This window comes from Agrobacterium fabrum str. C58 (assembly GCF_000092025.1).
Classification (GTDB): Bacteria; Pseudomonadota; Alphaproteobacteria; order Rhizobiales; family Rhizobiaceae; genus Agrobacterium; species Agrobacterium fabrum.
On the sequence record NC_003062.2, the window covers coordinates 1414325 to 1440784 of the forward strand.

The 26460-nt window shown below is 58.6% G+C and carries 27 protein-coding genes; 19 read left to right on the forward strand and 8 right to left on the reverse strand.

Annotated elements, in window-relative coordinates; translation table 11 throughout:
- Window positions 1-45: 45 nt before the first annotated feature.
- Window positions 46-966 carry a methylenetetrahydrofolate reductase gene (locus ATU_RS07000; protein WP_010971608.1) on the reverse strand — a complete coding sequence of 307 codons (921 nt, stop codon included), beginning with the start codon at window positions 964-966 and terminating at the stop codon, window positions 46-48.
- A gap of 307 nt (window positions 967-1273) precedes the next feature.
- Between ATU_RS07000 and ATU_RS07005 the strand changes: the two genes are divergently transcribed.
- Window positions 1274-2008 carry a GntR family transcriptional regulator gene (locus ATU_RS07005; RefSeq protein ID WP_010971609.1) on the forward strand — a complete coding sequence of 245 codons (735 nt, stop codon included), beginning with the start codon at window positions 1274-1276 and terminating at the stop codon, window positions 2006-2008.
- 155 nt (window positions 2009-2163) lie between these two features.
- Window positions 2164-3579 carry a vanillate/3-O-methylgallate O-demethylase gene (gene ligM, locus ATU_RS07010; RefSeq protein WP_010971610.1) on the forward strand — a complete coding sequence of 472 codons (1416 nt, stop codon included), beginning with the start codon at window positions 2164-2166 and terminating at the stop codon, window positions 3577-3579.
- Window positions 3580-3777: 198 nt separating this feature from the next.
- Here the strand turns inward: ligM and ATU_RS07015 are convergent, their stop codons facing one another.
- Both ATU_RS07015 and ATU_RS07020 read right to left on the reverse strand, forming a co-directional pair.
- A complete protein-coding gene (locus ATU_RS07015) occupies window positions 3778-4653 on the reverse strand; it encodes a 4-hydroxyphenyl-beta-ketoacyl-CoA hydrolase (protein ID WP_010971611.1) in 876 nt (291 codons plus the stop codon).
- Window positions 4643-5122, reverse strand: a complete 480-nt coding sequence (locus ATU_RS07020) for a MarR family winged helix-turn-helix transcriptional regulator (RefSeq protein ID WP_035256618.1) — start codon at window positions 5120-5122, stop codon at window positions 4643-4645. Before ATU_RS07020 ends, ATU_RS07015 begins: the two co-directional genes overlap by 11 nt.
- A 283-nt stretch (window positions 5123-5405) precedes the next feature.
- Here ATU_RS07020 and ATU_RS07025 point away from each other — a divergent pair, with 283 nt between their 5' ends.
- From ATU_RS07025 to lipA, 12 genes are all read left to right on the forward strand, one after another.
- Complete coding sequence (locus ATU_RS07025; protein ID WP_010971613.1) at window positions 5406-6284, forward strand: VOC family protein; 879 nt, start codon at window positions 5406-5408, stop codon at window positions 6282-6284.
- The gene (kdsA, locus tag ATU_RS07030) at window positions 6284-7129 is read left to right on the forward strand and encodes a 3-deoxy-8-phosphooctulonate synthase (protein ID WP_010971614.1); all 846 of its coding nucleotides are present in this window, start codon (window positions 6284-6286) and stop codon (window positions 7127-7129) included. The genes ATU_RS07025 and kdsA overlap by 1 nt, the downstream gene beginning before the upstream one ends.
- Window positions 7130-7265: 136 nt before the next feature.
- Complete coding sequence (eno, locus tag ATU_RS07035; RefSeq protein ID WP_006312487.1) at window positions 7266-8540, forward strand: phosphopyruvate hydratase; 1275 nt, start codon at window positions 7266-7268, stop codon at window positions 8538-8540.
- Between the two features lie 313 nt (window positions 8541-8853).
- A complete protein-coding gene (locus ATU_RS07040; RefSeq protein ID WP_010971616.1) occupies window positions 8854-9171 on the forward strand; it encodes an FtsB family cell division protein in 318 nt (105 codons plus the stop codon).
- Between the two features lie 153 nt (window positions 9172-9324).
- Window positions 9325-10368 carry a pyruvate dehydrogenase (acetyl-transferring) E1 component subunit alpha gene (pdhA, locus tag ATU_RS07045; RefSeq protein ID WP_035256624.1) on the forward strand — a complete coding sequence of 348 codons (1044 nt, stop codon included), beginning with the start codon at window positions 9325-9327 and terminating at the stop codon, window positions 10366-10368.
- A gap of 17 nt (window positions 10369-10385) precedes the next feature.
- Entirely contained in the window at window positions 10386-11807 is a 1422-nt protein-coding gene (locus ATU_RS07050; RefSeq protein WP_006312484.1) for a pyruvate dehydrogenase complex E1 component subunit beta, read from the forward strand.
- Window positions 11808-11819: 12 nt separating this feature from the next.
- A complete protein-coding gene (locus ATU_RS07055; protein WP_162180301.1) occupies window positions 11820-12104 on the forward strand; it encodes a hypothetical protein in 285 nt (94 codons plus the stop codon).
- Window positions 12105-12106: 2 nt separating this feature from the next.
- Window positions 12107-13465, forward strand: coding sequence for a pyruvate dehydrogenase complex dihydrolipoamide acetyltransferase (locus tag ATU_RS07060; RefSeq protein WP_035256626.1), 1359 nt, complete (start codon window positions 12107-12109; stop codon window positions 13463-13465).
- 12 nt (window positions 13466-13477) lie between these two features.
- Window positions 13478-14122 (forward strand): SGNH/GDSL hydrolase family protein, encoded by a 645-nt coding sequence (locus ATU_RS07065; protein ID WP_006312481.1) that lies wholly within the window; start codon window positions 13478-13480, stop codon window positions 14120-14122.
- Window positions 14123-14182: 60 nt separating this feature from the next.
- On the forward strand, window positions 14183-15628 hold the full coding sequence (gene lpdA, locus ATU_RS07070; RefSeq protein WP_006312480.1) for a dihydrolipoyl dehydrogenase: 1446 nt from the start codon (window positions 14183-14185) through the stop codon (window positions 15626-15628).
- 97 nt (window positions 15629-15725) lie between these two features.
- Complete coding sequence (locus ATU_RS07075; RefSeq protein WP_006312479.1) at window positions 15726-15974, forward strand: GlsB/YeaQ/YmgE family stress response membrane protein; 249 nt, start codon at window positions 15726-15728, stop codon at window positions 15972-15974.
- 103 nt (window positions 15975-16077) lie between these two features.
- A complete protein-coding gene (gene lipA / locus ATU_RS07080) occupies window positions 16078-17049 on the forward strand; it encodes a lipoyl synthase (RefSeq protein ID WP_010971620.1) in 972 nt (323 codons plus the stop codon).
- Window positions 17050-17246: 197 nt separating this feature from the next.
- On the opposite strand, the gene ATU_RS07085 is transcribed toward lipA, so the two are convergent.
- The 3 genes from ATU_RS07085 to ATU_RS26540 form a co-directional block, all read right to left on the reverse strand.
- The gene (locus ATU_RS07085) at window positions 17247-18179 is read right to left on the reverse strand and encodes a DMT family transporter (protein WP_010971621.1); all 933 of its coding nucleotides are present in this window, start codon (window positions 18177-18179) and stop codon (window positions 17247-17249) included.
- Between the two features lie 362 nt (window positions 18180-18541).
- On the reverse strand, window positions 18542-19276 hold the full coding sequence (locus tag ATU_RS07090) for a helix-turn-helix transcriptional regulator (protein WP_010971622.1): 735 nt from the start codon (window positions 19274-19276) through the stop codon (window positions 18542-18544).
- A 128-nt stretch (window positions 19277-19404) separates the two neighbouring features.
- The gene (locus ATU_RS26540; RefSeq protein ID WP_162854806.1) at window positions 19405-19581 is read right to left on the reverse strand and encodes a hypothetical protein; all 177 of its coding nucleotides are present in this window, start codon (window positions 19579-19581) and stop codon (window positions 19405-19407) included.
- A 249-nt stretch (window positions 19582-19830) separates the two neighbouring features.
- Here ATU_RS26540 and ATU_RS07095 point away from each other — a divergent pair, with 249 nt between their 5' ends.
- Together ATU_RS07095 and ATU_RS07100 are read left to right on the forward strand one after the other, a co-directional pair.
- Window positions 19831-20400 carry a P-loop NTPase family protein gene (locus ATU_RS07095; RefSeq protein ID WP_010971624.1) on the forward strand — a complete coding sequence of 190 codons (570 nt, stop codon included), beginning with the start codon at window positions 19831-19833 and terminating at the stop codon, window positions 20398-20400.
- A gap of 9 nt (window positions 20401-20409) precedes the next feature.
- Window positions 20410-20865 carry a type II toxin-antitoxin system RatA family toxin gene (locus ATU_RS07100; protein ID WP_006315362.1) on the forward strand — a complete coding sequence of 152 codons (456 nt, stop codon included), beginning with the start codon at window positions 20410-20412 and terminating at the stop codon, window positions 20863-20865.
- Here the strand turns inward: ATU_RS07100 and ATU_RS07105 are convergent.
- Window positions 20847-21356, reverse strand: coding sequence for a CinA family protein (locus tag ATU_RS07105; RefSeq protein WP_010971625.1), 510 nt, complete (start codon window positions 21354-21356; stop codon window positions 20847-20849). The genes ATU_RS07100 and ATU_RS07105 overlap by 19 nt on opposite strands.
- A complete protein-coding gene (locus tag ATU_RS07110; protein WP_010971626.1) occupies window positions 21353-22540 on the reverse strand; it encodes a bifunctional 2-C-methyl-D-erythritol 4-phosphate cytidylyltransferase/2-C-methyl-D-erythritol 2,4-cyclodiphosphate synthase in 1188 nt (395 codons plus the stop codon). The genes ATU_RS07105 and ATU_RS07110 overlap by 4 nt, the downstream gene beginning before the upstream one ends.
- Window positions 22541-22816: 276 nt before the next feature.
- Between ATU_RS07110 and dusB the strand changes: the two genes are divergently transcribed.
- Genes dusB through ntrC form a run of 3 tightly spaced genes read left to right on the forward strand, consistent with a single transcriptional unit; the run spans window position 22817 to window position 26426 of the window.
- Window positions 22817-23833 carry a tRNA dihydrouridine synthase DusB gene (gene dusB / locus ATU_RS07115; RefSeq protein WP_010971627.1) on the forward strand — a complete coding sequence of 339 codons (1017 nt, stop codon included), beginning with the start codon at window positions 22817-22819 and terminating at the stop codon, window positions 23831-23833.
- On the forward strand, window positions 23830-24978 hold the full coding sequence (locus ATU_RS07120) for a two-component system sensor histidine kinase NtrB (protein ID WP_006315358.1): 1149 nt from the start codon (window positions 23830-23832) through the stop codon (window positions 24976-24978). Before dusB ends, ATU_RS07120 begins: the two co-directional genes overlap by 4 nt.
- On the forward strand, window positions 24975-26426 hold the full coding sequence (ntrC, locus tag ATU_RS07125) for a nitrogen regulation protein NR(I) (RefSeq protein WP_004441656.1): 1452 nt from the start codon (window positions 24975-24977) through the stop codon (window positions 26424-26426). The genes ATU_RS07120 and ntrC overlap by 4 nt, the downstream gene beginning before the upstream one ends.
- The last annotated feature ends 34 nt before the right edge of the window (window positions 26427-26460 follow it).

The following is a 26460-nucleotide window of genomic DNA, read 5'->3' on the forward strand; positions in this document are numbered from 1 at the left end:
ACTGTCCTCAAGCCATCTCGCAATATCGCCTGAGAATAAGCTTTCTCAGGCGACATTGGCCAGCGTCCCGGTGGAGGCATGTTTCTTCATCCACTCGGCAGAGGGCTTGATGCCGCCGAGCGGAAAAATATGGACATGCTCGATGAGACTATCGGGATTTGCCGCCTTGTGGTCGATAAGTTCGGCGATGAAATCGGTCGGCTCGTAAGGAACGAAGAGCCTCGAAAGATCAAGCGCGCGCTTCTGCAGCACCTTCAGAGACGGCCCAACGCCGCAGGCGATTGCGAATTTGATCAATGTCTGCAGTTTTGTCGGACCAGCAATACCGACGTGAACAGGAATTGTCACACCCATATTCCCGATGCGTTTTGCCCATTCGATAACCACCTTCGCTTCGAAGGCGAATTGGGTCGTCAGGGCAAGCCGGGCGTCGGTGCGGCTGGCGAAATCCTGCTTCCACAACAAGGCCTGATCGACACCTCTTGAAGAGCCATCGCTGTCTATGTCGCGATTACCCTCGGGATGGCCGGCCAGATGAAGGTGGGTAAACCCCATCTTGTCGAAGAGGCCCGTCTCAATCATGTCGATCGAGCTCGAAAAACTGCCAGCGGGCTGTTTCTGGCCGCCACCCAGCAGCAGCGCCTGCGTCACGCCGGCCTCGCCCTGGTAACGCTTCAGCCAGTCCTCCAGCTCGTTTTTGCCGCTGATGCCACGCGCCGGCAGATGCGGCATCACGGGAAAGCCTTCGTCATGCAAGCGCTTTGCGGTGGATACCATGTCGGCTATCGGCGTTCCGTCTATGTGGGCGATGTAAACCCGCGTGCCATCAGGCAGAATATTTCTGAAATCATCGATCTTTGCCGCAGTGCGCGGCATGACCTCGATCGACCAGCCAGCCAGGATGTTGCTAGATCTGACAACATCTCCGTCGGCACCGGAATTATCCCAAAAACTCGACCAACCCATCGCTTTCTCCCTTAGCGAGACCTGATTATGTATACATGAAACGGCTACTTCAATCAAAATTTTGCGAAAAACCAAGAATATTGACGAATTATTTAATCTTAATTAGATTGAATGAATACATGTTGATGCGATGGTGTCGGTTTAGCCTATGATTTCTGTGCGATTTCAAAGGGAGGCGGCATGTCCTGTCGGTGGTGAAGTTCTGTGTCCTGTTGCTTGAGTTGCTAATGTATACATGGCATGTCGCTTGAATAAGCGTGCTCGATGTCGTTGATGGCGGCGCTCCGGTGGATGGAAGGGGTGAGATATGAGGCAGGTGGATGCTGCGACACATGGCGGCCGGGCGGTGATCGAACTCAGGGAAAAAATCCTGAGTGGCGAATTGCCTGGCGGCATGCGGCTCTTCGAAGTGTCGACCGCCGAGCTTCTGGATATTTCCCGAACTCCGGTGCGCGAAGCGCTGTCACGCCTCACGGAAGAAGGTTTGCTTAATCGTCTGCCGGGCGGCGGATTTGTTGTGCGCCGCTTTGGTTTTGCGGATGTCGTGGATGCCATTGAAGTACGTGGCGTCATGGAGGGTACGGCGGCGCGGCTTGCCGCTGAGCGCGGTGTCTCGAAAGTGGCGCTGGAGGAGATCGATGCCACTGTCCAGCAATTGGACCTGTGCTTCGGTGATCGTGTCGATGACGTCGATTTCGATGGTTACGCAGCGCTCAATCGGATTTTTCATCATCAACTGGCGGCGCTCTGCGGCAGTGAGATGATTCGCCGCGAGGTCGAGCGCGCAAGCTCCCTGCCTTTTGCGTCCCCTTCGGCCTTTCTGCCCGACAAGGCGAATATTGGCGCCTTTCGCCGCTCGCTGCGAGGCGCACAGGAGCAGCACAAGGCGATAGTCGCGGCAATCGTGGCGCGGGAAGGCGCGCGCGCGGAGGCTGTGGCGCGGGAGCATTCCCGCACAGCACGCACCAATCTTGAATACATGATCCGCGAAGCGCCTGAACTGATTGCGCAGGTTCCGGGTCTCGCACTCATCAGCGACTAAGCGGCGGAAATCGCTGCAAATCCAGGGGTGGCGCCTTTTGGCGCCGCCTTTATTTTTGTCGACACCCTCCCTGACGCGGTAATTTTGCGCTTGCAATTTATCAAAGCACAGCGTTTCATGTATACATAGATGCGATTGCCAGGGAGGAGATGACAATGGCAAATTCCAGTCTGACCGAGGTTTTGAAGCAATATCCGAACCCCGTTGAAATGCTCCGCAACTCAAAAATCGGAATGTATGTATACCCGGTTGTCGCCGGTGAGTTCAGCAACTGGCGTTCCGAGCAGGCCGCATGGCGCGAGGGTGCCGTGTTGTTTGACCAGTCCCACCACATGGACGAATTGATCGTTGAAGGGCCCGATGCGGAGAAATTCCTTGCCTATCACGGCATCAACTCCTTTTCGAATTTCGATCTCAACCGCGCCAAGCATTTCGTTCCGGTAACTCCTGATGGTCACGTCATTGGTGACCACATCATTTTCCGCGAGCGTCAGGACAAGTTCATCCTCGTCGGCCGCGCTCCGACCTCGAGCTGGCTGATGTTCTGCGCTGCCTATGGCAAGTGGAATGTGCGTATCAAGCATGATCCTCGGTCTCCGTCGCGGCCGGAAGGCGAGCGTGTGCTTCGCACCCACTACCGCTACCAGATCCAGGGACCGGATGCCCCGAAGATCTTCGAGAAGATGAATGGTGGGCCGATCCCGGATATCAAGTTCTTCCATGTCGACTGGATCAATATCGGCTCGAAGAAAGTACAGGCGCTGCGTCACGGCATGTCCGGCGCGCCCGGTCTCGAAGTATGGGGACCGTATGAGGACAAGAGCTACATCCTGTCCTGCATCCTCGAGGCAGCCAAACAGGCCGGCGTCAATCTCGTGCGCTGCGGCAGCCGGGCCTATTCCACCAACACGCTCGAATCGGGCTGGATCCCGTCGCCTCTGCCGGGCATTTACACCGGCGACGGCATGCTGAAGGATTATCGCGACTGGCTGGGCGCGGATAGCTACGAGGCCACGGGCGCGATCGGCGGAAGCTTCGTTTCCGAGAATATCGAGGACTATTACGTCAATCCGTTCGAACTCGGTTATGACTTCTATATTGGCTGGAAGAAGGACGATTTCATTGGCAAGTCGGCGCTCGAGGCCATGAAGGGCAAAACGCATCGCAAGAAGGTGACCTTCGAATGGAATGCAGAGGATGTCGTTGACGTCATCGCCTCAGCCTTCCGTCCTGGCGAAGACCATTACAAGTGGATCGATTTCCCGCAGGCCAATTACGCTTCGACGGGCGCAGACCTTATCCTGAAGGGCGGCAAACATGTGGGGATGTCGATGTTCACCGGCTATTCCTATAATGAGCGCTGCATATTGTCGCTCGGCATCGTCGACAATGACATCCAGATCGGCGACGTTCTCACGCTTGTCTGGGGCGAGCCAGATGGCGGCTCCGCCAAGACCTCGACGGAGCGCCACAAGCAGAAGGAAATCCGCGTCCGCGTTTCAGAAACGCCTTACGCCGCGGAAGCACGCGACAATTACGCCGACAGCTGGCGCACCAAAAAGGCGTCCTGAGAAGGCTCCGTCTGCCCGCGCCCGTTCGCGCGGCACCATATGAAGCGATCAAAAAAAACAAGGCCCGCCGGAACCGGTGGGCCTTTGCTATTGTGAAAAGCAGGAGCGCCGCGTCGCTCTCAAATCTCAAAGGTCCGTTTCTTTCAAAAAAGCCCCGGCTCGACGCCGAGGCTTTAATCTCTGCTTTGCAGACTGAGGCTACAGTTTTAGCAGCCTGCGTGCATTTTCCTTGAGGATGAGCGGCCGAACTTCGTCCTTTATCGAAATATTGGCGAAGTCGTTGAGCCAGCGCTCCGGCGTCATTGCCGGCCAATCCGAGCCGAACAGCATTTTGTGTTTCAGGAGCGAATTGGCATATTGCACCAGGATCGGCGGGAAATATTTAGGCGACCAGCCGGACATATCGATATAGACATTCGGCTTGTGGGTGGCGACTGACAGCGCCTCTTCCTGCCAGGGGAAGGAAGGATGTGCGAGGATGATCGGCATGTCGGGAAAATCCACCGCCACATCATCGAGGTGGATCGGGTTCGAAAATTTGAGCCGCATTGCCATGCCGCCGCGAAGACCAGCGCCAACGCCGGTCTGCCCGGTGTGAAAAAGCGTAATCGCGCCTTCCTCGGCAATGGCTTCGTAAAGCGGATAGGCCATCCGGTCATTCGGGTAAAAACCCTGCATCGTCGGATGGAATTTGAAACCCTTTACCCCGAATTCGCGCACAAGCCGTCGTGCCTCGCGCGCGCCGGCCTTGCCCTTGGCGGGATCGATCGATGCGAAAGGGATCATGATATCGCTGTTCTCGGCGGCGATCTTCGCCACCTCTTCATTTTCGTAACGTCGAAAACCGGTCTCCCGCTCCGCGTCGACCGGAAAGATCACACAGCCGATCTTGCGCTCACGATAATAGGCGGCGGTTTCCTGCACGGTCGGCAACATGCCCTTGTGGCCGGCGGGGTTCTTGAAATATTTCGCCATGCCCGCCTGGAATTCATCGTAACCATCGTCGCGCGGGCCACAGCAGGGCTCCTCCGCATGGGTATGCACATCGATGGCAATAAGTTCATCAATATTCACGGCCTGTTCCTCCCAAATTCATACCTAGAAATTTATGCAGCAGGACAATGAACTGATCGTGCTCGGCATTGGTCAGGCCTGCGCCGAGCGTTGCCTCATGCGAAAAGAACCATTCGCTTTCCTTGCGCACATGCGCCACGCCTTCAGCCGTCAATGTCAGCTCGATGGCCCGGCGGTCATCATCCGGAACGCGGCGGGTCACGAGGTTCCTGTCTTCGAAGGCGCGGATCAGCTTGGTCATATGGGCGCGCTTGATCATCAGCCGCTGGCCGAGCGCCGTCTGGCGAATGCCGGGATTGTGCATGATGACGAAAAGCACTGAGAATTCGCCCGGCCGCATGCCGGATTCACCAAGTGCGGTGAAGAAATCATCGTAGGTCTTGAGCTGCGCCAGGCGGATGAGAAATCCAAGCGCTGTCTCCAGCCGGTCGATATTGACGTCCATCGTCTTGCGGGGGAGGTGGTCCATGATGTTTCCGTTTCATGCTTCGCCAAATTTGCCGCATGTCTCAAAAAGAGCGCGACCGGCGTCATCATATCGTTCGCATGAGGCGCCATCAAACCCGACAATCTGTTCAGAAAATCTACAAATAGATTGTTTACAAGTCAACAATTGTACCATCAGACAGAATTATGCAGTCGATACCCGGCCACGAAATAACACGTCTCCTCCGGCCAACGGTTTGCCTCGCAGTTTTCCGCGTGCTTTTCTGGTGCCAGACAATGCCTCCTCCTGACGAAGGGCCTTTCCATTGAGTCCTAACCACGTAGATCATCTCGTATTGCCGGTTGCACAGATCGACATCGCCACCGCGCGGCTTGCAAATCTCGGCTTCACCGTTGCGCCTTTGGCGGTTCATCCCTTCGGCACGGCGAATGCCTGTGTGTTCCTTGCCGATGGCACCTATCTGGAGCCTCTCGCAGTTAATGACCCGGCTAAATATGGTGAGTCCGCTAACAGAGGTGACGTATTCACCGGCAGGGACCGAGCCTTTCGCGAAAGCTGTGGTCCGGAAGGTTTCTCGGCTCTCGTTGCCAGGAGTGGGGATGCTTTCGTTGATCACGAACGGTTCGTCGCGGCGGGCCTGTCCGCCGGTGATCTTTTTGAGTTTTCGCGGCCGGTGCAGATGCCGGATGGTTCCCGCAGCGAAGCGGCATTCCGGCTGGCTTTTGCGGCAAGCGGGGCGGCGGCGGATTTTTTCCTGTTCGGCTGCCAGCGGCTGAAGGCCTTGCCGGGAGACCGCACTGAGCTGGAGCGGCATGCCAACGCTGTCACAGGGCTCTTCGAAATCGTCCTGTTTTCCGGCGGAGATGCGAAGGCGGCTCGCCTGATCGAAACGGTCTTTGGCTGTAAATCCGCGATGTCCCCGGGCGGAGATATGGTTTTCGCAACCGGCAATGCCAGGATCAGATTGACCGAAAAGCCGGCCGTCGCCGACCTTGACCTGAATACTTCAAATCGGGGTGATGGTGGGCTGCGCGGCGCAGGCATCGTCTTCTCCGTCACCGATCTTGCCGTGACAGCGGCAGTACTTGCTGCTAATGGCGTCTCCAGCATGGAAGCGGGCGGCCGGCTGGTGGTGCCCGCAGCACCCGGTCAGGGCGTCGCCTTCGCCTTCGAGGAAATATGATGAGCGTTACGAACAATCTCAAAGTCACCGCCGGCGATGGTGCCAGCAAGGTCTCCTTCTGCAATACCGAGCGTTTTTCGCTGATTGCCGGCCCCTGCCAGATGGAAAGCCGCGACCATGCCTTCATGATTGCCGGCGTGCTCAAGGAACTGTGCGATAGTCTGGGCATCGGCCTCGTTTACAAATCCTCCTTCGACAAGGCCAACCGCACCTCGCTTTCCGGCAAGCGTGGCATCGGTCTTGACAGCGCGATGGAGATTTTCGCTGATCTCAAGAAGGAATTCGGCTTTCCGGTTCTGAGCGATATTCACACCGAGGAACAATGCGCCATCGTGTCCGAAGTGGTGGATGTGCTGCAGATCCCGGCCTTCCTCAGCCGGCAGACCGATCTTCTCGTTGCCGCCGCCAAAACCGGCCGCGTCATCAACGTCAAAAAAGGCCAGTTCCTGGCGCCCTGGGACATGAAGAACGTGCTGGCCAAGCTGAATGAAAGCGGCAACCCGAATGTGCTGCTGTGCGAACGCGGCGCGTCGTTCGGTTACAATACGCTCGTCTCCGACATGCGTTCGCTACCGATCATGGCTTCACTCGGTGCGCCCGTCATTTTCGACGCCACCCATTCGGTGCAGCAGCCGGGCGGGCAGGGCGGTTCCACCGGCGGCCAGCGCGAATTCGTCGAGACTTTGGCGCGGGCGGCGGTGGCCGTCGGCGTAGCCGGTCTCTTCATCGAGACCCACGAGGACCCGGACAATGCGCCTTCCGATGGCCCCAACATGGTCCACCTGAAAGACATGCCGAAACTGTTGGAAAAGCTTCTGGCCTTCGACGCCATCACCAAAGCCTGACACAGTGCGTTCGGTTTGTGCCAATCGATTTTAATGGCGGGCGCTCCGTTTCTGCCGCCCGCCGTCATTGTAATTTCTTCGTCATCGTCTAAGACAGGCGACGGAAAATATCTGTTCCATTCCCAAGGGAGAGACCATGACTGCCATTACCGATATCATCGCGCGCGAAATTCTCGACAGCCGCGGCAATCCGACCGTTGAAGTCGATGTTTACCTCGAAGACGGCTCCATGGGCCGTGCGGCCGTTCCGTCCGGCGCCTCCACTGGCGCGCATGAGGCGGTTGAGCTGCGCGATGGCGGCAAGCGTTATCTCGGCAAGGGCGTGGAAAAGGCGGTCGAAGCCGTCAATACCGAAATCTTCGACGCCATCGGCGGTTTCGACGCTGAAAACCAGATCCAGATCGATCAGATGATGATCGCGCTTGACGGCACGCCGAACAAGTCGCGCCTCGGCGCCAACGCCATCCTCGGCGTCTCGCTTGCCATCGCCAAGGCTGCGGCTGAAGCCTCCGGCCTGCCGCTTTACCGTTATGTTGGCGGTCCGAACGCCCATCTGCTTCCGGTTCCGATGATGAACATCATCAACGGCGGCGCGCATGCCGATAACCCCATCGACTTCCAGGAATTCATGATCCTGCCGGTTGGCGCGGAAAACATCCGCGAAGCCGTGCGTATGGGTTCGGAAGTGTTCCACACGCTGAAAAAAGAACTGTCCGCACAGGGCCACAACACCAATGTCGGTGATGAGGGCGGTTTTGCACCGGGCCTCGAGAGCGCGCCGGCAGCCCTCGATTTCATCATGAAGTCGATCGAAAAGGCTGGCTACCGTCCGGGCGAAGACATGTATGTCGGCCTCGACTGCGCATCGACCGAGTTCTTTAAGGACGGTAAGTACGTTCTGGAAGGTGAAGGCCGCACGCTGGAGCCCGGCGCCATGGCCGAATATCTGGCCGAGCTTGTCAATAAATACCCGATCATCTCGGTTGAAGACGGCATGGCCGAAGATGACTGGGAAGGCTGGAAGACGCTGACTGATCTCGTCGGCAACAAATGCCAGCTCGTCGGCGACGATCTCTTCGTCACCAACTCCGCGCGTCTTCGCGACGGCATCAAGATGGGCGTCGCCAACTCCATTCTCGTCAAGGTTAACCAGATCGGTTCGCTTTCCGAGACGCTGGATGCAGTCGAAACGGCACACAAGGCCGGTTACACCGCCGTCATGTCGCACCGCTCTGGCGAGACGGAAGATTCTACCATCGCCGATCTCGCTGTCGCCACCAACTGCGGTCAGATCAAGACCGGTTCGCTTGCCCGTTCTGACCGGCTCGCAAAGTACAACCAGCTGATCCGCATTGAGGAAATGCTGGGTCCGCAGGCTGCCTACGCCGGCCGTTCGATCCTGCGCGGGTAATTCGCCAGGATTTTGTGGGAGGTCGTTACTGCCCGTGACGGGATTGGTATCAGGCCCAGCAACACATTCGACGTCATCCTCGGCCTTGTGCCGAGGATCTGCCAACGTCTCCTCAATTTCGATACGTTGCAGATGCTCGGGACAGGCTCTAGCATGACGAAGGAGAGTTTGACGGTACCATCGCCACCCTAAGCCCGCCCTCCGGCGGGCTTTTTCATGCCGATCTGCCGATTGGAATTTAAGGTCAACGGATAGTTAAACAATCCGGCTTAGTCTCAGAATCACGTTGTGCGTTTTAGGGCTTTTCTCCGGCATGTGGACCAGACATCATAAAAAAAGACGATTCGGCCGTTTGATCGTTCCGGCCATCACGATCGCTTTTCTTTCCTATTTCGGGTATCATTCCATCCATGGCGACTTCGGCCTGCAGGCGACGGAGCGGTTGGAGCGGCAGCGTTTGACCAGAACGGCTGAGCTTGCAAAGCTGACGCAGGCGCGCGTGGCGCTGGAGCGGCAGGTGGAATTGCTGAGCGACGGTTCGCTTGAACGCGACATGATCGACGAGATTTCCCGTTACCAGCTGAATATGTCCCGCACCGACGAAATCGTCATCATGAACACATATTTCTAATTAACCTAAATCAAGTTAATTTAACATTTTTTATTTATTCACAGCATCTTAGCGTGAATATGTGCCATGCGTTTAAAGCATTGCTGCATGGCATTTTCTTGCATATGGTACGCGCCAATCTATCCATTCAAACGGCAACTCAGGGAGGGATGAATGGCGCCGCGAAAACCAGCGACCGTATCCGGCCGCAAGACAACGGCAAAGGCTGCAACCGAATTCACCGGTAAGAACAGCCCGGACTTTTCGAAGGACGAAGAGCTTCACGCCTATCGTGAAATGCTTTTGATCCGCCGTTTCGAGGAAAAGGCAGGCCAGCTTTACGGTATGGGCTTTATAGGTGGTTTCTGTCACCTCTACATCGGCCAGGAAGCCGTTGTTGTCGGCATGCAGATGTCACAGAAGGAAGGCGATCAGGTCATCACCGCTTACCGTGACCATGGCCACATGCTTGCTTTGGGCATGAGCGCGCGTGGCGTCATGGCCGAGTTGACCGGTCGCAAGGGCGGCCTGTCGAAAGGCAAGGGCGGCTCCATGCACATGTTCTCCAAGGAGAAGCATTTTTACGGCGGCCACGGCATCGTTGGTGCGCAGGTTTCGCTTGGAACCGGTCTCGCCTTCGCCAACCGCTATCGCGGCAATGACAATGTCTCCGTGACCTATTTTGGTGACGGCGCCGCCAACCAGGGCCAGGTCTACGAGAGCTTCAACATGGCTGCTCTCTGGAAGTTGCCGATCATCTATATCGTCGAGAATAACCGTTACGCCATGGGCACCTCGACCGCCCGCGCCACCGCCCAGTCGAACTACTCGCTGCGCGGCCAGTCCTTCGGCATCCCCGGCGTTCAGGTGGATGGCATGGATGTGCGCGCCGTGAAGGCTGCCGCTGACCAGGCGCTGGAGCATTGCCGTTCCGGCAAGGGCCCGATCATTCTGGAAATGCTGACCTACCGTTACCGTGGCCACTCCATGTCGGACCCGGCGAAATACCGCTCCAAGGATGAAGTGCAGAAGATGCGCTCCGAACATGACCCGATCGAACAGGTCAAGGCACGGCTTCTGGACCATGGTTGGGCAAGCGAAGACGAATTGAAGGCCATCGACAAGGATGTCCGTGATATCGTCGCCGACAGCGCCGACTTCGCCCAGAACGACCCCGAGCCGGATGTATCCGAGCTCTACACCGACATTCTGCTCTGATCGGGAAAGGGAAACCCATGCCTGTAGAAATTCTTATGCCCGCCCTTTCCCCGACCATGGAGGAAGGCACGCTTTCCAAATGGCTTAAAAAGGAAGGCGACAAGGTCACCTCCGGCGACGTGATTGCCGAGATCGAGACCGACAAGGCGACCATGGAAGTGGAAGCCGTGGACGAGGGCGTGATCGGCAAGCTGCTGATCGACGCCGGCACCGAAGGCGTCAAGGTCAATACGCCGATCGCCGTTCTGATCCAGGAAGGCGAAAGCGCCGACGACATCTCTTCCTCTGCCAAGAAGGAAGAACCGAAGGCAGAAGCTGCAAATTCCGGTTCGGACGCCGCCGGCGGCAAGACCCGCGAAGCGGCCGAAGAGCCGAGCGCTGCCAAGGAAGCCGCTAAGGTTCCGGCAGCACCCAAGATCGAAGTTGCTGCCGATCCCGATATTCCTGAAGGCACGGAAATGGTGATGACGACGGTGCGTGAAGCGCTGCGTGACGCCATGGCCGAAGAAATGCGCGCCGACGAAAAAGTCTTCGTCATGGGTGAAGAAGTCGCCGAATATCAGGGCGCCTACAAGATCACCCAAGGCCTGTTGCAGGAGTTCGGCGAGCGCCGCGTCATCGATACCCCGATCACCGAGCACGGTTTTGCCGGTATCGGCGTCGGCGCTGCGATGACGGGCCTCAAGCCCATCGTCGAATTCATGACCTTCAATTTCGCCATGCAGGCGATTGACCAGATCGTCAACTCGGCGGCAAAGACGCTTTACATGTCGGGTGGCCAGATGGGTGCACCGATGGTGTTCCGTGGTCCCTCGGGTGCTGCTGCCCGCGTTGGCGCGCAGCATTCGCAATGTTACGCCGCATGGTACAGCCATATTCCGGGCCTCAAGGTGGTCATGCCTTACACGGCAGCCGACGCGAAGGGTCTCTTGAAGGCGGCTATCCGCGATCCGAACCCCGTCATCTTCCTTGAGAATGAAATTCTCTATGGCCAGAGCTTCGAAGTGCCGAAGCTCGATGATTTCGTGCTGCCGATCGGCAAGGCGCGCATTCACCGCAAGGGCAAGGATGCGACCATCGTTTCCTTCGGTATCGGCATGACCTATGCGATCAAGGCGGTTGCGGAACTCGAGAAGCTCGGCATCGACGTCGAACTGATCGATCTGCGCACCATCCGTCCGATGGACCTGCCCACCGTCATCGAATCGGTCAAGAAGACCGGCCGTCTGGTGACCGTCGAGGAAGGTTTCCCGCAGTCATCGGTCGGTGACTTCATCGCCAACCAGGTCATGCGCGCCGCCTTCGACTATCTCGATGCGCCGATCCTCACGATTGCCGGCAAGGACGTTCCGATGCCTTACGCGGCAAACCTCGAAAAGTTGGCTCTGCCGAATGTTGACGAAGTCGTTCAGGCTGTCAAAACCGTCTGCTACAAGTAAGGGGAGGTGAATTTGAGTAAAATAAAACAAATCCTCCCCGCAACTGAAAATTGGTATCGTGTTCTAGGTTCCAAGGCGGCTCCTCAGTTCGAGCGCGTTGTCTTTTGGGCTGTTATCAATGACGGTGAAGGCGATGTGATTGCCGGTGTCCCGCGCGAGTATATCGGCGTCATCGGCGCCGTGAGCGAATGGCTGAACGATGTCGCCGGATATATCGAAGTCTCGCCATCGCAGCTGGATCGGCTGGCGGAGCATCCTGAAGAGCTGGAACAATATAATCTCGTTTGGGGGGACTAGTCATGCCTATCAACATTACCATGCCTGCCCTTTCCCCGACGATGGAAGAGGGCAATCTGACCAAGTGGCTGGTCAAGGAAGGCGACAAGGTCGCCCCCGGTGACGTGATCGCCGAGATCGAGACCGACAAGGCGACCATGGAAGTGGAAGCCGTCGATGAAGGCACCGTCGCCAAGCTGGTTGTTCCGGCCGGCACCGAAGCCGTCAAGGTCAACGCCCTGATCGCGATCCTCGCAGCAGAAGGAGAAGATGTGGCCGAGGCGGCGAAGGGCGGCGATGCCGTTCCTGCCAAGGCGGAAGCTCCCAAGCCGGAAGCCGCAAAGGCTGAAGCGCCGAAGGAAGAAGCTGCTCCAGTCAAGGCTGAAAAGCCGGTAGCCGATCAGGCGGCCGCATCTTCCACACCGGCCCCGGTTGCCAAGTCCGGCGAGCGCATTTTCGCATCGCCACTTGCCCGCCGTCTTGCCAAGGAAGCCGGTCTCGACCTTTCGGCCGTCTCCGGTTCCGGCCCGCATGGCCGTATCGTCAAGACCGATGTGGAAAAGGCTGCCGCTTCCGGCGGTGCAAAGGCTGCTCCCGCCGCTGCTGCATCCGCAGGCGCACCGGCCCCGGCACTCGCCAAGGGCCAGTCCGACGAAGCCGTTCTCAAGCTGTTCGAACAGGGCTCCTACGAGCTTGTGCCGCATGACGGCATGCGCAAGGTCATCGCCAAGCGTCTGGTCGAATCCAAGCAGACGGTTCCGCATTTCTACGTTTCCGTGGATTGCGAACTGGATACGCTTCTGGCGCTGCGCGCCCAGCTCAACGCCGCTGCTCCCGAAAAGGACGGCAAGCCGGTCTACAAGCTGTCGGTCAACGACATGGTCATCAAGGCGCTGGCGCTGGCGCTGCGTGACGTTCCTGACGCCAACGTCTCCTGGACGGAAAGCGCCATGGTCAAGCACAAGCACGCGGATGTCGGCGTTGCCGTTTCCATTCCGGGTGGCCTGATCACGCCGATCATCCGCAAAGCGGAAGAAAAGTCGCTCTCCACCATCTCCAACGAGATGAAGGACTACGGCAAGCGCGCGAAAGAGCGCAAGCTGAAGCCCGAGGAATATCAGGGCGGTACGACTGCCGTGTCCAACATGGGCATGATGGGCGTGAAAAGCTTCTCCGCCGTCATCAACCCGCCGCACGCCACCATTCTGGCTGTCGGTGCGGGCGAACAGCGTGCCGTCGTGAAGAACGGCGAGATCAAGATCGCCAACGTCATGACGGTCACGCTTTCCACCGACCATCGCTGCGTCGATGGCGCGCTCGGAGCCGAACTGATCGGCGCGTTCAAGCGCTACATCGAAAACCCGATGGGCATGCTGGTTTGATCGGAGAATAATATGGTGAAGTCGGTCCTCTGCTTTGGCGATTCTCTCACATGGGGATCAAATGCGGAAACGGGTGGCCGGCACAGCCATGACGATCTTTGGCCGAGCGTCTTGCAGAAGGCGCTCGGTTCCGACGTGCATGTGATCCACGAGGGTCTGGGCGGTCGCACCACCGCTTATGACGACCACACCGGCGATTGCGACCGCAATGGCGCAAGGCTTTTGCCGACGCTGCTGCATAGCCACGCGCCGCTGGATATGGTTATCATCATGCTCGGCACCAACGACATGAAGCCGGCGATCCATGGTTCGGCCATTGTCGCCATGAAGGGTGTCGAGCGGCTGGTGAAACTCACGCGCAACCACGTCTGGCAGGTGTCGGACTGGGAAGCACCTGACGTTCTGATCGTCGCGCCGCCGCAACTATGCGAAACGGCCAATCCGTTCATGGGCGCGATCTTTCGTGATGCTATCGACGAATCGGCGATGCTGGCTTCCGTCTACAGGGACCTTGCCGATGAACTCGATTGCGGCTTTTTCGATGCCGGGTCGGTTGCCCGCACGACGCCGGTGGACGGCGTTCATCTCGATGCTGAAAACACACGGGCCATCGGCCGCGGGCTGGAGCCCGTCGTCCGCATGATGCTCGGACTTTGACACTCATTCTCGTTTCGGGACGGTTTACCATCATCCGAACAAGACAAGGCAGGATTTCCAATGGCTCAATCTTATGACGTCATCATCATCGGTTCGGGACCGGGCGGTTATATTGCCGCGATCCGCGCAGCCCAGCTCGGCATGAAGGTTGCCGTCGTCGAGCGCGAACATCTGGCGGGCATCTGCTCCAACTGGGGCTGCATTCCTACCAAGGCCCTGCTGCGCACCGCCGATGTCATGCACACCGCCACCCACGCCAAGGATTACGGCCTGACGCTGGAAGGTTCGATCAAGCCTGACGTGAAGGCAATCGTGGCGCGCTCGCGCGGCATTGCTGCGCGCATGAACAACGGCGTCGGTTTCCTGTTCAAGAAGAACAAGGTCGATATCATCTGGGGTGAAGCGAAAATCACCAAGCCCGGCGAAATCGTTGTCGGCAAGTCCACCAAGCCGGTGGTTCAGCCGCAGGGTCCGGTTCCGAAGAACACGCTGGGCGAGGGCACTTACACCGCCAAGCACATCATCGTCGCAACAGGCGCCCGCCCGCGCGCGCTTCCGGGCATCGAGCCGGACGGCAAGCTGATCTGGACCTATTTCGAGGCGATGAAGCCGGAAGAGCTGCCGAAGTCGCTGCTCGTCATGGGTTCGGGCGCCATCGGCATCGAATTCGCCAGCTTCTACCGCACCATGGGCGTCGATGTTACCGTCGTCGAGATCATGAGCCAGGTCATGCCGGTCGAAGATGCGGAAATCTCTGCCTTTGCCAAGAAGCAGCTGGAAAAGCAGGGTATCAAGATTCATCTGGAGACCAAGGTTTCCAAGGTCGAGAAGGCCGCGAATTCCGTTACCGCGACGTTGGAGAAGAAGGACGGTTCGTCCGAGAAGATCATCGCTGACCGGATGATTTCGGCTGTCGGCGTCGTGGCGAATGTCGAAGGCATCGGCCTTGAGGCCGCCGGCGTGAAGACCGATCGCGGTTTCATCATCATTGACGGTTACGGCAAAACCAACGTGCCTGGTATTTACGCCATCGGCGATGTCGCCGGCCCGCCGCTGCTCGCCCATAAGGCCGAGCACGAGGCCGTCATCTGCGTTGAAAAGATCGCTGGTCTGCCGAATGTCCATCCGATGGACAAGCTCAAGATCCCCGGCTGCACCTATTGCAACCCGCAGGTCGCCTCGGTTGGTTTGACCGAAGCCAAGGCCAAGGAACAGGGCCGCGACATCCGCGTCGGCCGTTTCTCCTTTGCGGCGAACGGCAAGGCGGTTGCGCTCGGTGAAGACCAGGGCATGGTCAAGACCATCTTCGACAAGAAGACCGGCGAACTGCTCGGTGCCCATATGGTCGGTGCGGAAGTGACCGAACTCATTCAGGGCTTCGTCGTTGCCATGAACCTCGAGACGACGGAAGAAGATTTGATGCACACGATCTTCCCGCATCCGACCATTTCGGAATCAATGAAGGAAAGCGTGCTCGACGCTTACGGACGTGTGCTGAACGCATAAGTGTCCCGTGATGCCCGGCATTGTCTAACCTTGCCGGGTGTCCCATATGTCTCAACGCCGGTTCCTCAAGGGAACTGTTCTTTCAGGGAGCGTGGGAATGGAAAGTGTAGGCTGGATTGCGGCAATCATCATCGGCGGTCTCGCCGGCTGGCTTGCGGGTAAACTCATGGATATGCGCTTCGGCATCTTCATGAACATCATTCTGGGCATTGTCGGTTCGGTTGTCGCCGTCGCCGTCCTTCGCACCCTCGATGTCTTTGTGCAGGACAGCAGGCTCGGTTATTTCGTCACGTCTTTCCTCGGCGCCAGCCTGTTGCTGTTTGTGGCAAAGCTGGTGCGGCGCTAACGGGCCGCATGACCGGAAGGGGCTTACGCTTTTTCTGGAATTGTTCTAAAGCATCCGGCCAACAGGTGTTTAGATCGCTACAGGCGATGGAAGCAGGTTTTTAATGGTCACTATTCTCGACAGGACGTCGTCCGACGAAAAGCGCATCCGCCACCCGGAAAAGGCGCATCGGCCCGATACCGAGGTCATGCGCAAGCCGGAATGGATCCGCGTCAAGGCGCCGACTTCCAAGGGTTATCACGAGACGCGCGAACTGGTGCGCAGCCACAAGCTGGTAACGGTGTGCGAGGAAGCCGGCTGTCCGAATATCGGCGAGTGCTGGGAAAAGAAACACGCGACCTTCATGATCATGGGTGAAATCTGCACCCGTGCCTGCGCCTTCTGTAACGTCGCGACCGGCAAGCCCAATGCGCTTGACATGGACGAGCCCGAAAACGTCGCCAAGGCCGTCAAGCAGATGGGCCTTTCACATGTCGTTATCACCTCGGTTGACCGTGACGATCTCGCCGACGGCGGTGCTGAACATTTCGAGAAGGTCATCTGGGCGATCCGTGCCGCGTCTCCGACGACGACCATCGAAATCCTCACCCCCGACTTCCTGAAGAAGCCCGGCGCGCTGGAGCGCGTCGTCGCCGCCAAGCCTGATGTCTTCAACCACAACATGGAAACTGTTCCGGGCAATTACCTCACGGTTCGTCCGGGCGCGCGTTATTTCCATTCCGTGCGTCTCTTGCAGCGTGTCAAGGAACTGGACCCCACCATGTTCACCAAGTCCGGCATCATGGTCGGCTTGGGTGAAGAGCGCAACGAAGTGCTGCAGCTGATGGACGATCTGCGCAGCGCCGACGTGGATTTCCTGACCATCGGCCAATATCTGCAGCCGACCCGCAAACACCACAAGGTTGAGGCCTTCGTCACACCGGAAGAATTCAAGTCCTACGAGACTGTGGCCTATGCCAAGGGCTTCCTGATGGTCTCTTCCAGCCCGCTGACGCGTTCTTCCCACCATGCCGGCGACGATTTTGAGCGCCTGCGTGCGGCCCGCGAGAAGAAGCTGCTGGCTGCTGCTGAGTAAGGACAAGGGTTCGGCAACATAGTGCTGGATCGGGCGATATGCTCTCTCCACCGTCGTGCTCGTGCTTATCCCGAGCATCTGCGATCTATCGATTGTACGAACGTGATTGGATCCTCGGGACAGGCCCGAGGATGACGTGAGTGGGAGGGTGCGGCTTGTGAAATAGGTCAACCGCCTGTTCCCGGCCTTCATCCCACTTACACAACAACTTTCTCGGGCCGGTGCGCCCTCATACACAAGACGACGCTCAGCACCACCGAGCAGATTGCGACGATCTCTACAAAGGTCGGCCCGTGCCCTTCCCAAAGAAAACCATAAAGCAGCGCAAACAGCGTCTCGAACAGGATCATCTGCCCAACCATGGTGAGCGGCAGCATGCGGCTCATGCGGTTCCAGAATGCATTGCCGAGAATGGAGGCGGTGAAACCGAGCCCGGCGGCGATGGCGGCGAAATGCAGCCAGTCACCTGAACTATGGCTTTCTCCGCCAAAGCCGAAGGCCGGAATGGCGAGCAGCAGGGCAAGCCCACCGGTCACGACACCCGTCATCATATTCCAGTCATCGGCGCTGACATCGTGAAGTCGGGAAAGCCAGCGGGCATTGCCGACCGCGAACGCCGTCCAGGAGGCCAGTGCACCGAGCGCAGAGGCGAGCCCGATGAGACGCGAGACATCCAGCCCCGCATCGTTTTCCGTCAGCGATTGCCAGGAAATACCGACAATGCCGATTGCGCCGAAGGCGAGCGATGGCCAGAGCCGCTTCAGCGACACTGCGCCATGATCACGGCTGCCGATGATGGTGACGGCGACCGGCAGGAAACCGATGATGATCGAAGTGAAAGCGACGCCGCTCAGCTTCACCGCTGTCGAGATGAAGACGTAATAGGCGATGTTGCCGATCATGCTCAGCCAGCCGAGCGCGATCCATTCGCGCGCACCGAAATGAGCTGAGACGCGCTTGAGGCGCGGCCCGATGATGATGAGGGAAATCAGCCCGTAGGTCAGATAACGCGCCGTCGATAGTTGCAGCGCGGAAAAATCCGGCACGAGTTTCGGTGCGAGGAATATGCCGCCCCAGAGCGCGCCCGCCAGCATGCCGTAAAAAACACCGAGACCTGTCCTGTTGTTCATGTCATGTCACATCCGCATTCACCTTGTCCGCGATGTGCCACAGCCCTTTGCGGCTGTCTTGACAAAAACTCCTGAGGACTTGTTCGCCGCTCTGATTGTTGGTTTTCAAAGGGTTGTCCGCTTATAGCGGATTTGAGGGTGGGTGTGGCTTACCCCCCTCTGCCCTGCCGGGCATCTCCCCCTCAAGGGGGGAGATCGATCTGCGGCAAGGTCTCGCTCATCTGGAAGCTTGAGAATGAAGTGGAGATAGCGCCTCCTGCCGATCTCCCCCCTTGAGGGGGAGATGCCCGGCAGGGCAGAGGGGGGTAAAGCCCCACGCATCTCAATCCGCTATAAACGGACGACCTCCTGAAAGCTCACGTCTAGTGAATGCCGCGGTTCCGGCGATAGGCGGCCGGCGTTTCACCCACCGCATTGCGCAGTGCGCGCGTCAGCGCCGTCTGGTCGGAAAAACCGGACCGGAGCGCGATTTCCGCAATCGGCAGGCTGGATTCTCTAAGCAGCGTGCAGACCTTGTCCATGCGCAGCCCGACCAGCCAGCGGTGAGGCGAGAGACCGAATTCCTCGATAAACAGCGCATGAAGGCGGCTTTCGCTGATCGACGCGCAGGCCGCCAGCATGTCGATGGTCCAGGGGAAGAACGGCTCCGCCCCGACGACCGCGCCAAGCCAGCGCAGGCGCTTGCGGATATCGGCTCTTTCATTGGCGAGGCTGTCGACAAGAAGCGGCGCCCACAGGCCGGTGACATCGTCGCGGCGTCCATCCGTTCCGATGACGCCGCGCATATAAGTGATCAATTGCCGTGTGTCGGGGGCAATATCGAGAAAGGGTGTGCGGGCAAACTTTTCGAGCGTGCGTTCGGAAACGACACTTTCATCGATATCGACCACCAGCGAATGGTTGATGTCAGTCGCTTCCTGCGTGTGCGGCGCATCGCGATGGATGAAGACACCACGCCCGGTGGAGAGTTCATCCTGCCGTCCGGCCACATCGATCCGCAGGTGGCCGGAGACCGGAAGAACGATCTGCACGAAGCCATGCCGTTCCCTGGGTCTTTCCTGCCGGTAGGTTCTGATATCTGCCGATGCGACTGTCATGACGCTGTCGTTTCCAGTGTGCAAAGAAATGGCCGCCTCGAAAAAGCGGCCGGATTCATTGCATGATTATGACATCGTCTTGAAGATTGGGCCAGCCGGCTTTATCGCTCGGTTATGGGAAACGGCAATTAACAGTCTTGCTTGACGGTCGATTCGCCGCGTTTGCGCTTTCGCAAAACCGGCTTGTTCTCTCTCGCCTCGCATTTGGCGACGTCGATGAGATAGGCAAGCATCGGCATTTCGTTCATCGATGCGAGTTGCTTGGCGGATTCGAGAAGGTTGATGATGTTGGAAAAATCGTCCATCGGCTCACTCAGTGGCTCAAAGCGGTTATGTATCGGGTGTGAACCCAAGGATGAATAAGCGCGGTGAAAATGGGAGGTTCCAGCGCCGTTGCATCCCATGGGTGTAATATTAGTCGCAAATAAATAGCAATCCCTGCGAGGGGGTTGCAATAGTTAAATTTCCGTAACGTCGGACGCTGGCGTCGTGCCGTTGCAGAATATTGCCCGCTTTATTGGATAATCCACGGCGACGAGGATGAGGTTTATTCGATGCCGAACTATCTGGAAAACGTCAAGGATGCCGCTGCGATTATAGCGTCGGCACGCCGCATCATGGTCGTCGGCTGCTCCGGCGGTGGAAAATCGACACTGTCGCAAAAACTCGCAGCCGCCTTCGGGCTTCGCTATATTTCCATGGACCGCGACATTTTCTGGTTGCCCGGCTGGCAGTTGCGCCCGCGCGAAGAACAGCGTCAGAGGATCGCGGCCGTCGTCACTGAAGACCGATGGTTGATGGATGGCAGCAATCCATCATCCTTCGATTTGCGTTTGCCAAGAACGGATATCGTCCTCTGGGTCCGTATGCCGCGCTGGCTTTGCCTGTGGGGTGCCGTCAGCCGGATCGTGAAGGGTTATGGCAAGGCCCGGCCCGAAATGGCGGCAGGATGCCCTGAAAGAATAGACCTCGATTTCCTGCGTTATATCTGGAATTTCGAACGCCGCCATACTCCGGTCTTCGAAGAGAGTTTTGCGCTTCATGGCCCCAACGTGCCGATATTCCAGCTGAAAAGCCGAAAACAGATCCGCCGCCTTCTTGATCTTCTTGTTGTCGAGGATTAACTGCCGTTCATGCCACAGTTCGAAACGCATCGCCTTGTTAAACACTCGCCCGACCGCATGTACGACCTCGTCGCCGATGTGGAGAAATATCCGCAGTTTCTACCGCTTTGCGAGGCGCTCTCCGTCCGCTCGCGCAAGGAACGGGATGGCAAGGTGCTGCTGGTGGCCGATATGACAGTCGGTTACAAGGCCATTCGCGAGACCTTCACCACGCAGGTCCTATTGAACCCGGCCGAGCGCGCCATTGACGTGAAATATATCGACGGCCCCTTCAGGTATCTCGACAATCGCTGGCGTTTCGAAGCCGCCGAAAATGGTGGCACGACGATTCATTTCTTCATCGATTATGAATTCAAGAACCGCCTGCTTGGCGCGGTGATGGGCTCGATGTTCGACCGGGCGTTCCGCATGTTTGCGGAAGCCTTCGAGACCCGTGCCGACAAAATTTACACCGACCCGGCCTGATTGAGGGCAATTAGCATCTCAAGCGCGGTCCTGACCGTCGCAAGCCGGATTTCAGTACGGCCGATATCTCCGTAACGCATTTCGTGATGCAGGACGTTGCCGTTGCGAGCCTTGGTGGCCAGATGCACAAGCCCCACCGGTTTTTCGGCTGAGCCGCCACCCGGGCCAGCAATGCCGGTCACTGCCACGGCGAAATTCGCGCGCGAGCGGTAGAGGGCGCCATGCGCCATCTGCAGCGCGGTCTGCCGGGAGACCGCACCAAATGTTGTCAGAGTCTCGGTGCCAACTCCCAGCATGTCTCTCTTGGCGTCATTGGTATAGGTGACAAAACCACGGTCGACGACGGCGGAGGAACCGGCAATCTCCGTCAGCGCGCCGGCGATCAGTCCTCCGGTGCAGCTTTCCGCCGTCGAGACCATCAGACCAAGGGGGGTGAAATCGGTGATGATTCGCCGTGCCAGTTCTTCGATGTCTCCGGGGAAAAGGCTCATAGCGGTCTGCCTTGGTAGACGACGGTGGCGGTGGCGATGGCCGCGATGCCTTCCCGGCGGCCGACGAAACCGATCGTCTCATTGGTTGTCGCCTTCACCGAGCAGCGCTCCAGCGCAATGCCGAGCATGTCCGAAAGTGCTTCCCGCATGGCTTGGCGATGTGGACCGATGCGTGGCGCTTCGGCGATCAGCGAGACATCGGCATTCATGATCGTGCCGCCATTGTCGCGCACGACCTTGGCCGCATGTTCAAGGAAGATGCGCGAGGCCGCACCCTTCCATTGCGGGTCGGAAGGCGGGAAATGATCGCCGATATCACCGGCACCGCAGGTGGCGAGCAGGGCATCCGTCAGCGCATGTAGCGCCACATCAGCATCCGAATGGCCTTTCAGTCGCTGATCGTGCTCGATGAAGATGCCGCAGAGCGTCACGCCGTCGCCGGCCTCCAGCTGGTGCACGTCGTAACCATTGCCGGTGCGCACATCGGGCAAGGCGTGGGAGAGCTTTTCGTCAGCCATGGCGATATCCCGCTTGAGAGTGAGCTTCACATTGTCGACCGAACCTTCGGTCAGCGTCACGGTCAGTCCCGTCCATTCGGCAATCGACGCGTCATCGGTGAAATCCGTTTTGCCTGAAGCAGCGGCGGCACGATGCGCGTCAAGAATGTCGCTGTAGCTGAAACTTTGCGGTGTCTGCGCCGCATACAGTCCCTGCCGGGAAACCGTCTCCACAACGCGATCCTCCAGGCCGCGCTTCAGCGTATCGGTGACGGGCAGGGCAGGCAGAACGCCACCCGCGCCCGCCCGGTGCAGCGCGGCGATACGCTCCAGCATGTCCGCGGCGACGAAAGGCCGCACGGCATCATGGATCATCACATGGGTAAGGCCGTGCGAGGAGAGTGCCTCAAGCCCGGCCAGTACCGATTGCTGACGTGTGGCGCCGCCCGTGACTGTGGTGATCCGCTCGCCGGCATCAAGCCGCGCAAGGATCGGTGACAGCAGGGCCGCATCGTCGGCATGGCTGACGACCACGATCGGGCAGGCGTCGTTCCAGCGCAGGAAGGTCGCCAATGTGTGCTCGATCACGGCCCTGCCGCCGATCGGGCGATATTGCTTGGGCCCTTCCTCGGGTGAGCCTGCTCTTTCACCGCGTCCGGCGGCGACGATGACGATGCCGAATTTCATAGTACTTTCCTGCATTGGTCATATGCTTTGTGTGCAACCCTTAGCGGTTGACAGTCCTGCTCTAGCGTTTCAAAACCCGGATGGCCAGCCCGATAAGACGCGCATCCGCCCCTGCATGTCGCAGGATCGATCGTCATCGCGCCTTTGAACCTGCACAAATTGCTGCCGACAGCAAAACAGGCAGGCAGCCGCCCAGCAAATAAAAGGTGCAACCCTCTAAAAGTGCTTGGCAACCGCACAAACACTGTCTAAAAATAATGCAAATAGCCCTTCTGCATGAAAGATCATCATTTGCCTCTTCCGGAGTTGTCAGAACCGTTCAGCATCGGCTCAGTCACGATCCGTAATCGTGCGGTGCTGGCGCCCATGTCAGGTGTGACGGATCTGCCTTTCCGGCAGCTGGCCTGGCGTTACGGCGCAGGTCTGGTCGTGACGGAAATGGTCGCCAGCCGCGAACTCGTCGCTAACAGGGGCGAATCCTGGGCACGGCTGAAAAATGCCGGCATGGTTCCGCATATGGTGCAGCTTGCCGGGCGCGAAGCGCATTTTATGGCCGAGGCCGCGAAGATTGCTGCTGACAACGGTGCTGGCATCATCGACATCAATATGGGTTGTCCGGCCAAGAAGGTGACGGGCGGTTATTCCGGCTCGGCTTTGATGCGCGATCCCGATCATGCCCTGTCGCTGATCGAGGCGACGGTTGGCGCGGTTGATGTGCCGGTAACGCTGAAGATGCGGCTCGGCTGGGACGAAAACAGCATCAACGCGCCGGAAATTGCCCGCCGTGCCGAGGCGGCAGGCGTGCAGCTCATCACCATTCATGGTCGTACCCGCATGCAGTTTTATGAAGGACGGGCGGATTGGGACGCCATCCGCGCCGTGCGCGAGGTGATTTCCGTGCCGCTGATCGCCAATGGTGACGTGGAAACGGCCGAGGATGCGCGCGAAATCCTGCGTCGCTCCGGTGCGGATGCCGTCATGGTCGGCCGCGGCGCGCAGGGGCAGCCTTGGCTGCCGGCTGTGCTCGCCGGACATTCAGCGCCGCAACGCGCCGATATTCCCACTATCGCCGTTGAACATTACGAGATGATGCTGGAATTTTATGGAAGGGAAGCCGGTCTGCGGCATGCCCGTAAACATCTGGGCTGGTATCTCGACCGTTCCGCTCCCGACATCGCCACGCCGGAAAAGGCTCAAATCATGACATCGCGTGACACGGGGGAGGTGGCGGATCTGCTTCGCTCCGCCCTGAGCGAAAATGCGGGCGAAGAAGCCGCAAGGAAGGCCGCATGAGCGCCGATAAACACAGCCCGGCAGATGCGAACCAGCTCGCCATGGCGGTTCTGAACGCAGTGCAGAACCCGGTCATTCTGGTGGATGGCGAAGGTTTCATTTCATTCGCCAATTGGGAAGCCGAAGCCTTTTTCGGGGCGAGCGCCTCCCATCTTGCCCGTTATCGCGTCTCCACTTTCATTCCCTTCGGCAGCCCGCTTCTGGCGCTGATCGATCAGGTGCGGGAGCGCCGTGCGCCGGTCAACGAATATCGCGTCGATCTGAGTTCGCCACGCCTCGGTCAGGACAAGCTGGTTGATCTCTACGTTGCGCCCGTCGTCAGTGAACCGGGGTCGGTTGTCGTCGTCTTCCAGGAACGGTCGATGGCCGACAAGATCGACCGTCAACTGACCCATCGCGCCGCCGCCCGCTCGGTTACCGGCCTTGCCTCGATGCTGGCGCATGAGATCAAGAATCCGCTGTCCGGTATTCGTGGCGCGGCCCAGTTGCTGGAAATGTCGGTGCCTGATGAGGACCGCGCCCTTACCAGGCTTATCTGCGACGAGACTGACCGCATCGTGTCATTGGTCGATCGTATGGAAATCTTTTCCGACGAGCGGCCGGTCGACCGCGTGCCGGTCAATATCCACTCCGTGCTTGATCACGTGAAGGCGATTGCCAAGGCCGGTTTTGCCCGCAACATCAAGATATCGGAGAATTATGATCCCTCGCTGCCGGCGGTCTATGCCAATCGCGATCAACTGGTGCAGGTCTTCCTCAATCTGGTGAAGAATGCAGCCGAGGCAGTCGCCAATCAGCCGGATGGTGAGGTTGTGCTGACGACCGCCTATCGCCCCGGTATTCGGCTTTCGGTTGCCGGTAGCCGCGAGCGCATCTCGCTGCCGCTTGAATTCTGCGTGCATGATAATGGACCGGGGGTCCCTTCCGATCTTCTGCCGCATCTCTTCGATCCCTTCATCACCACCAAGACCAATGGTTCGGGCCTCGGCCTGGCGCTTGTCGCCAAGCTGATTGGCGCCCATGGCGGCATTGTCGAATGCGACAGCCAGAACCACCGCACGACTTTCCGCGTATTGATGCCCGTCTCGCCGGAAGTGGCGCTTGACGACAGCTCTTTGCCGAACACGACAGGAAATGACAGATGACAGCTACGATCCTCGTCGCCGATGATGATGCCGCAATCCGCACGGTGCTGAACCAGGCGCTCAGCCGTGCCGGTTATGACGTGCGCATCACCTCCAATGCCGCAACGCTTTGGCGCTGGGTGTCGGCGGGTGAGGGCGATCTCGTCGTGACCGATGTTGTGATGCCGGATGAAAACGCCTTCGACCTTCTGCCGCGCATCAAGAAGGCCCGCCCGGACCTGCCGGTTCTCGTCATGAGCGCGCAGAACACCTTCATGACGGCCATCAAGGCTTCGGAAAAGGGCGCTTATGATTATCTGCCCAAGCCCTTCGACCTGACGGAACTGATCGCCATCATCGGCCGCGCGCTCTCCGAGCCGAAGCGCAAGCCCGCCAAGCTCGATGACGACATGCAGGACGGCATGCCGCTCGTCGGCCGCTCCGCAGCGATGCAGGAAATCTACCGCGTTCTCGCGCGCCTGATGCAGACCGATCTGACGCTGATGATCACGGGTGAATCCGGTACCGGCAAGGAGCTGGTGGCGCGGGCGCTGCATGATTACGGCAAGCGCCGCAACGGTCCCTTTGTCGCCATCAATATGGCCGCCATCCCGCGCGACCTGATCGAATCGGAACTGTTCGGCCATGAGAAGGGCGCCTTCACCGGCGCACAGAACCGTTCCACCGGCCGTTTCGAGCAGGCCGAGGGTGGCACACTGTTCCTAGATGAAATCGGCGACATGCCGATGGATGCCCAGACGCGTCTGCTGCGTGTGTTGCAGCAGGGCGAATATACGACCGTGGGCGGGCGCACGCCGATCCGCACCGATGTCCGCATCGTTGCCGCCACCAACAAGGACCTGAAACAGTCGATCAATCAGGGCCTCTTCCGCGAGGACCTTTATTATCGCCTCAACGTCGTGCCGTTGCGCCTGCCGCCGCTGCGCGATCGTGCCGAGGATATTCCTGATCTCGTCCGCCATTTCATCCAGACGGGTGAGAAAGAAGGGCTGGAGGGCAAGCGTTTCGAGACGGAGGCGCTGGAAGTCATGAAGGCCTATGCCTGGCCGGGCAACGTCCGCGAGTTGGAAAACCTGATCCGCCGCCTGATGGCGCTTTATCCGCAGGAAGTCATCACCCGCGAAATCATCGAGCAGGAATTACAGTCGGATGTTCCCGATAGCCCGTTGGACAAGATGGCGGTTCGCACCGGTTCGCTCACCATTTCGCAGGCTGTCGAGGAGAACATGCGGGATTATTTCGCCAGCTTCGGCGATGGCCTGCCGCCGCCCGGCCTTTACGACCGCGTGCTGCGCGAACTCGAATATCCGCTGATTCTCGCGGCTCTGACGGCAACCCGCGGCAACCAGATCAAGGCCGCCGATCTTCTTGGCCTCAACCGCAATACGTTGCGCAAGAAAATCCGCGAGCTCGGCGTTTCCGTCTATCGTAGTTCCCGCCCCAGCTGACAATGTTGACAAGGCCACAGTTGTCGTTGCATTT

Bases quoted from the DNA above. Each gene is read 5' to 3' on its own strand.
- ATU_RS07000 (WP_010971608.1), bottom strand. From the start codon at position 966: ATGGGTTGGTCGAGTTTTTGGGATAATTCCGGTGCCGACGGAGATGTT.
- ATU_RS07005 (WP_010971609.1), top strand. From the start codon at position 1,274: ATGAGGCAGGTGGATGCTGCGACACATGGCGGCCGGGCGGTGATCGAA.
- ligM (WP_010971610.1), top strand. From the start codon at position 2,164: ATGGCAAATTCCAGTCTGACCGAGGTTTTGAAGCAATATCCGAACCCC.
- ATU_RS07020 (WP_035256618.1), bottom strand. From the start codon at position 5,122: ATGGACCACCTCCCCCGCAAGACGATGGACGTCAATATCGACCGGCTG.
- kdsA (WP_010971614.1), top strand. From the start codon at position 6,284: ATGAGCGTTACGAACAATCTCAAAGTCACCGCCGGCGATGGTGCCAGC.
- eno (WP_006312487.1), top strand. From the start codon at position 7,266: ATGACTGCCATTACCGATATCATCGCGCGCGAAATTCTCGACAGCCGC.
- ATU_RS07040 (WP_010971616.1), top strand. From the start codon at position 8,854: ATGTGGACCAGACATCATAAAAAAAGACGATTCGGCCGTTTGATCGTT.
- pdhA (WP_035256624.1), top strand. From the start codon at position 9,325: ATGGCGCCGCGAAAACCAGCGACCGTATCCGGCCGCAAGACAACGGCA.
- ATU_RS07050 (WP_006312484.1), top strand. From the start codon at position 10,386: ATGCCTGTAGAAATTCTTATGCCCGCCCTTTCCCCGACCATGGAGGAA.
- ATU_RS07060 (WP_035256626.1), top strand. From the start codon at position 12,107: ATGCCTATCAACATTACCATGCCTGCCCTTTCCCCGACGATGGAAGAG.
- ATU_RS07065 (WP_006312481.1), top strand. From the start codon at position 13,478: ATGGTGAAGTCGGTCCTCTGCTTTGGCGATTCTCTCACATGGGGATCA.
- lpdA (WP_006312480.1), top strand. From the start codon at position 14,183: ATGGCTCAATCTTATGACGTCATCATCATCGGTTCGGGACCGGGCGGT.
- ATU_RS07075 (WP_006312479.1), top strand. From the start codon at position 15,726: ATGGAAAGTGTAGGCTGGATTGCGGCAATCATCATCGGCGGTCTCGCC.
- lipA (WP_010971620.1), top strand. From the start codon at position 16,078: ATGGTCACTATTCTCGACAGGACGTCGTCCGACGAAAAGCGCATCCGC.
- ATU_RS07085 (WP_010971621.1), bottom strand. From the start codon at position 18,179: ATGAACAACAGGACAGGTCTCGGTGTTTTTTACGGCATGCTGGCGGGC.
- ATU_RS07090 (WP_010971622.1), bottom strand. From the start codon at position 19,276: ATGACAGTCGCATCGGCAGATATCAGAACCTACCGGCAGGAAAGACCC.
- ATU_RS26540 (WP_162854806.1), bottom strand. From the start codon at position 19,581: ATGGACGATTTTTCCAACATCATCAACCTTCTCGAATCCGCCAAGCAA.
- ATU_RS07095 (WP_010971624.1), top strand. From the start codon at position 19,831: ATGCCGAACTATCTGGAAAACGTCAAGGATGCCGCTGCGATTATAGCG.
- ATU_RS07100 (WP_006315362.1), top strand. From the start codon at position 20,410: ATGCCACAGTTCGAAACGCATCGCCTTGTTAAACACTCGCCCGACCGC.
- ATU_RS07105 (WP_010971625.1), bottom strand. From the start codon at position 21,356: ATGAGCCTTTTCCCCGGAGACATCGAAGAACTGGCACGGCGAATCATC.
- ATU_RS07110 (WP_010971626.1), bottom strand. From the start codon at position 22,540: ATGAAATTCGGCATCGTCATCGTCGCCGCCGGACGCGGTGAAAGAGCA.
- dusB (WP_010971627.1), top strand. From the start codon at position 22,817: ATGAAAGATCATCATTTGCCTCTTCCGGAGTTGTCAGAACCGTTCAGC.
- ATU_RS07120 (WP_006315358.1), top strand. From the start codon at position 23,830: ATGAGCGCCGATAAACACAGCCCGGCAGATGCGAACCAGCTCGCCATG.
- ntrC (WP_004441656.1), top strand. From the start codon at position 24,975: ATGACAGCTACGATCCTCGTCGCCGATGATGATGCCGCAATCCGCACG.